We start from the raw sequence: 4,648 nt of genomic DNA on the forward strand, positions 1-4,648 counted from the left end.
AAAACGGACGGGTCGAAAGTGTCAGACTTAAGCAATTAAGCGTTTTTCGCTATCTGCGTCAACCCCGTTGACGCGACCACCCTAAAAAAGTGGCGTGGTGAGGAATCGCCGTCCGTTTTACGGCGGCGAGGATGTCAAATGTAAGCTAAAACTGGCGGTTTTTTATTCCCCCAATTGCCAAGTCATTTCCTCACCCGCTCGTAACGGCACCAGTCCGGATTCGGGAAATGGCAATTCATCGGGAATGCGCCAAGGGGTTTTGGTTAATGTGATTTGTTCGGTATTCCGGGGGAGTTGATAAAAATCTGGACCGTGAAAGCTGGCGAACCCTTCCAGTTGCTCGATCGCATCAACGCTCTCAAAAGCTTCTGCGTACAACTCTAGGGCGTGCAGAGCCGAATAACAACCCGCGCAGCCACAGGAACTTTCTTTGCTGTAGCGAGAATGGGGTGCGCTATCGGTCCCTAGAAAAAACTTGGCATTCCCCGATGTTGCCGCTTGCAAAAGTGCCAAACGATGCTCCTCTCGTTTCAAAATCGGCAGGCAATAAAAATGGGGACGAATGCCACCGCTAAAGAGAATGTTTCGGCTAAACAATAAATGTTGGGGCGTAATTGTGGCGGCGACATTGTTGTTAGCAGAGAGAACAAACTGGACCGCATCAGCAGTGGTAATGTGTTCAAATACGACCCGCAGTTTCGGAAATCTCGTTATCAGTGGGATTAAGTGCCTCTCAATGAACACTTTCTCTCGATCGAACACATCAATATCTCCATCGGTAACTTCCCCGTGCAGTAGTAGCGGCATATCCAGCTGCTCCATCGCTGCCAAAACGCGATCGCACTTACGCAGGTCTGTCACCCCCAAGTCGGAATTAGTTGTCGCACCGGCTGGGTAGTATTTCACCGCTTTGACACACTGGGAGGCTTTCGCCGCTATGATTTCTTCGGGACTGGTATTATCGGTGAGATAGAGGGTCATCAATGGCTCGAATTGTTGACCCTCTGGAACTGCTGCCAGAATGCGCTCGCGATAGGCGGCAGCATCAGCGACTGAGCGCACTGGGGGTTTTAAATTCGGCATGATAATGGCACGGGCAAACTGACGCACCGTATGGGGTAAAACCGCTTTCATTGCCGCACCATCGCGGAGATGAAGGTGCCAGTCGTCGGGTCGAGTCATTCTGAGTCTTCGCATTGTTCAATCATACTACGGTTAGGGATGCCATTACCAAGCACAAGGGTTTTAGTTGATTGGAACGAACCTTTAATTTTAGCGGCGAAATTAATATAATTCCCCTTGACAAAATCCCAAGACTTGACATATACTTATTTATATAATGGGAATCCGTGCCTGCCTGCGAACCCCTCATTTTCAGGCTAGATAGACTTAAAAAAATTAACCTTTAATTCCGTCTCCCGGTGAGACTATTGTGGGCTGCCTCTCAGTGCTTCTACCATTGATACAATCATATTATTGTAGGGGCGAATTGTATTTGTCCTCTTTAAGGGGGAATAATAATACAATTGAGGATGCAGTCAATTCCCTTAATCTCTATGGTCAATAAACTATACTACGGTGATAACCTAGAAGTGCTGCGTAAATATATCAAAGATGAATCGATCGATCTTTGTTATATCGACCCACCCTTTAATTCTAAACGCAATTACAACCAAATTTATAACAACTTAGGCAAGGAAGATCAAGCACAAGCACAAGCGTTTGTGGATACCTGGACATGGGATAATCACGCTAACGAAGCTTTAGAGGAAATTCAAAGCAACTATCAGGGTAAATTTACCAGTCAGACTATCGATTTAATTGACGGTTTAACTAAAGTTTTGGGTAAAGGTAGTCTTCTCGCTTATCTGGTGAGTATGACTCTGAGGATTGTGGAAATCCATCGAGTTTTAAAATCTACTGGTAGCTTTTATCTCCACTGTGATCCCACTGCTAGTCATTATTTAAAAATAGTTTTAGATACGGTTTTTTGCTCTCAGGGGGGTGATTTTAAAAATGAGATAGTTTGGAAGCGTTCCTCTGCTCACAGTGATACAAAACAAGGAAATGTAGTTCATTTAGGCAGGATTCATGATGTAATTTTATTCTATACAAAGTCTATGAATACCTTAAGAAATGAACTTTATGAGTCTCATAGCCAGGAATACATTGAAAAATTCTATAAATATCGAGATACAAATGGAAGACTGTATACATTAGATAACATAACTGGACCAGGAGGTGCTTCTAAAGGAAATCCTGAATATGAGTTTTTAGGGATTACTCGCTATTGGCGTTATAGTAAAAACAGAATGGAAGAACTTTATCAACAGGGTAGAATTATTCAAACAAAACCTGGTACAGTTCCTCGCTATAAACGTTATCTTGATGAGATGCAAGGTATTCCTTTACAAGATTTATGGAATGATATTTCCCCTATTTCTTCTCAAGCAAGAGAACGCTTAGGTTATCCCACGCAAAAACCGGAGGCATTATTAGAAAGAATAATCAAAGCAAGTAGCAATAAAGGAGATGTAATTTTAGATGCCTATTGTGGGTGTGGAACGACAATTGCTGTAGGGGAGAGATTAGAGAGAAACTGGATTGGAATTGATATAACCTATCAGAGTATTAGCTTAATGTTAAAGCGATTAGAGGACTCCTTTGGTAAAAATGTTTTAGATAAAATTGAACTGAACGGTATTCCTAAAGACATGGAATCAGCGCAAGCATTAGCCACTAAACCCGATGATCGTACCCGCAAAGAATTTGAGAAATGGGCGGTTTTAACCTATAGTAATAACCGGGCCGTGATTAATGACAAAAAAGGGGCAGATAAAGGAGTCGATGCTATTGCCTATTTTCAGGGAGATAAGGACAACCGCGAGAAAATTATTTTTCAAGTAAAATCCGGTAATGTCAAATCGGGAGACATCAGAGATCTACAGGGAACCATGACACTACAAGGGGCAGCCCTGGGTATATTTATCACCTTGAAACCTCCTAGCAAAGATATGGTTCAAACGGCCAAATCTGCGGGAATTTATCGCGGTCGTTACATGAGTCAAAGTGTGGATAAAATTGAGATTGTGACAGTACAAGAAATCCTTGAACAGAAAAAACGTCTCGATGTTATCCTCACCTTTGAAGTCCTGAAAGCTGCCGAAAAACAAAGGGAAACCCAAGGACAACAAATGAGTTTAGATATACCCTTCCCCGAATAAAGTTTTTTTCTATTTTTCTAAAAAAGACTTGACAAAATCCCCGGACTTGACTCATACTCTCTGAGGGTACGGGTAGAAGGTGGAGGCTATCAGTCTCTTGTCCACACCAGTCCGTTAGATTGTCGGTAATCTCGATTTCCTCCCTACTGATTCGGGGAGGGGCAGAAAAACCCCATCTTTTCTCGATTTATTTTTTTATCTCCCAGAAAATGCGTAAACTCTTTTCCGCTTTCTTCCTCGCTGCCTTAATCACCACCCCCGTTATCCTACCTTCTCCAGCCTTAAGCGAAGTTCGTAAAGAACGGGTACAATTCAAAGCAGGAGCATCTGGAACAACCATTCAAGGCAAAATCAAGGGAGAACAGGTCGTCCAGTACCTAATTCGCGCTAATGCTGGGCAGAATATCTCCCTTGCCTTCAATAGCGATAATGGGGGTGCTTCTTTCAACCTTTTTGCACCGGGTAAAGTCCCCGGCAAGGATGCGGCGATGGTTATCGGGTCTAACGCCGGTAACGCTTATGAAGGAATCCTACCAGCGGATGGCGATTATACGATCCAAGTGGGTTTGATCCGCAATTCAGTGCGTAATAATGAGGTAGCTAATTATCGCTTAAAAATCTTTATTTCCAATTATTACAACCAAAGCGATGCCAAAGTACCCGGGACAAATTACCATGCTACGGGTAGTGTTACCTGTTCTATGGGCGACGGAAAACCGGCGGGATCTTGTCCCTTTGGTGTCACTCGTCGAGGTAACGGTAGTGCAGATGTCACTGTCACCAAACCCGACGGCCGCAAGCGTATCATTTTCTTTGAAAAAGGGAAAGCGATCGGCTACGATGTTAGTCAGGCGGACTCTGGGGCGTTTAGTGCCTCGAAAGAGGGCGATATTTATTTTATTCGCATTGGCAAAGAACGCTACGAGATTTTTGAAGCGATCATCTTTGGGGGTTAGGTGCTGCTTTTCGTAAGCGCCAAGCATAAAATCTCCATTTAGGATAGTTTGAAGCACATCTTGGCCTTTAGGAAGGTTTTAAAACCTCCTTTGGTTATTTTTAGGGATAGGGTGATAATTTTGTTAAAATATAGGTCAGCCTTAACCTATAGTTGAATTGAAAATGTATGATTCTACCTGTAAATTTATCGCCCTTGAATATTCGAGAGACTTAGCCACTTGGTTACTGGGTAAACCCTTAGAATTAACAGAAATTAAACCCTCGGAATTATCCCTAGAGCCAATTAGAGCCGATACTTTAATCTTTTTGGAGTCGGAAGAATTAATCTTACCGAAATTTTGGGTTAAAGCCCCGTCCTTTTAGGACGGCTTTTTAAACTATAGCTTGTTAACTTAACTTTTATTGTGCTATACTGATTTTATCTAAGTACCCCCTGCGTAAAATGTTTGTCTTAGAGTTTAAAGTTA

At 42.8% G+C, this 4,648-nt stretch carries 4 protein-coding genes; 3 read left to right on the forward strand and 1 reads right to left on the reverse strand.

Features of this window, described 5'->3' with window-relative positions:
* Positions 1 to 162 precede the first annotated feature (162 nt).
* Complete coding sequence (gene pyrC, locus IM479_RS15305; protein WP_353737589.1) at positions 163 to 1,197, reverse strand: dihydroorotase; 1,035 nt, start codon at positions 1,195 to 1,197, stop codon at positions 163 to 165.
* A 359-nt stretch (positions 1,198 to 1,556) separates the two neighbouring features.
* Here pyrC and IM479_RS15310 point away from each other — a divergent pair, with 359 nt between their 5' ends.
* The 3 genes from IM479_RS15310 (at position 1,557) to IM479_RS15320 (ending at position 4,544) form a co-directional block, all read left to right on the forward strand.
* Positions 1,557 to 3,224: a DNA methyltransferase gene (locus tag IM479_RS15310; RefSeq protein WP_287687612.1), complete on the forward strand. Its 1,668-nt coding sequence runs from the start codon at positions 1,557 to 1,559 to the stop codon at positions 3,222 to 3,224.
* 209 nt (positions 3,225 to 3,433) lie between these two features.
* Positions 3,434 to 4,180: a p24 family protein gene (locus tag IM479_RS15315; RefSeq protein ID WP_287078363.1), complete on the forward strand. Its 747-nt coding sequence runs from the start codon at positions 3,434 to 3,436 to the stop codon at positions 4,178 to 4,180.
* Positions 4,181 to 4,343: 163 nt separating this feature from the next.
* The gene (locus IM479_RS15320) at positions 4,344 to 4,544 is read left to right on the forward strand and encodes a hypothetical protein (protein WP_287687614.1); all 201 of its coding nucleotides are present in this window, start codon (positions 4,344 to 4,346) and stop codon (positions 4,542 to 4,544) included.
* The last annotated feature ends 104 nt before the right edge of the window (positions 4,545 to 4,648 follow it).

Source organism: Microcystis sp. M165S2 (assembly GCF_020245885.1).
In the GTDB taxonomy this organism is placed as follows: Bacteria; Cyanobacteriota; Cyanobacteriia; order Cyanobacteriales; family Microcystaceae; genus Microcystis.

What these genes read in the sequence shown, in the direction of transcription:
- pyrC (WP_353737589.1), bottom strand. Translation starts at nt 1,197, where the DNA reads ATGCGAAGACTCAGAATGACTCGACCCGACGACTGGCACCTTCATCTC.
- IM479_RS15310 (WP_287687612.1), top strand. Translation starts at nt 1,557, where the DNA reads ATGGTCAATAAACTATACTACGGTGATAACCTAGAAGTGCTGCGTAAA.
- IM479_RS15315 (WP_287078363.1), top strand. Translation starts at nt 3,434, where the DNA reads ATGCGTAAACTCTTTTCCGCTTTCTTCCTCGCTGCCTTAATCACCACC.
- IM479_RS15320 (WP_287687614.1), top strand. Translation starts at nt 4,344, where the DNA reads ATGTATGATTCTACCTGTAAATTTATCGCCCTTGAATATTCGAGAGAC.